This window comes from Streptococcus penaeicida (assembly GCF_002887775.1).
Classification (GTDB): Bacteria; Bacillota; Bacilli; order Lactobacillales; family Streptococcaceae; genus Streptococcus; species Streptococcus penaeicida.
Map to the genome: position 1 here is coordinate 1 of NZ_LOCM01000061.1, position 366 is coordinate 366.

The window sequence follows — 366 nt, forward strand, 5'->3', positions numbered from 1 at the left end:
TGGAAATTTATTGAAAGCTCTATCGAGCATTCTACTTATCTGTTCAAGATTAGGACTCATAGATAAATCATATGATATGATTTCATTTGTGTTCATATCTAAAACAGGCGATATGTAACACTTCCCCATGAAAAATTAAACTGAGATACATCTGTTGTCCACTTTTGTAAAGGCGCAGTTGTGCTAAAGTTTCTAGCAATGATATTGTCGGCAATCTTTCCTACCTCACCCTTATAGGAATGGTATTTTTCCTTTGGACGTTTGCCTAATAAGCCTTCTTTATGCATGAGACGTTGAACTCTCTTATGGTTCACCTTGTATCCACGATTAATCAGTTCTTGATAGACTCGTCTAACGCCATATCTA

1 protein-coding gene is annotated in these 366 nt (G+C 36.1%); it reads right to left on the reverse strand.

Annotated features, from left to right (window positions below):
* Window positions 1-98: 98 nt before the first annotated feature.
* On the reverse strand, window positions 99-366 hold a 268-nt coding region (locus AT575_RS10240), incomplete at its 5' end, for an IS3 family transposase (protein WP_129587083.1).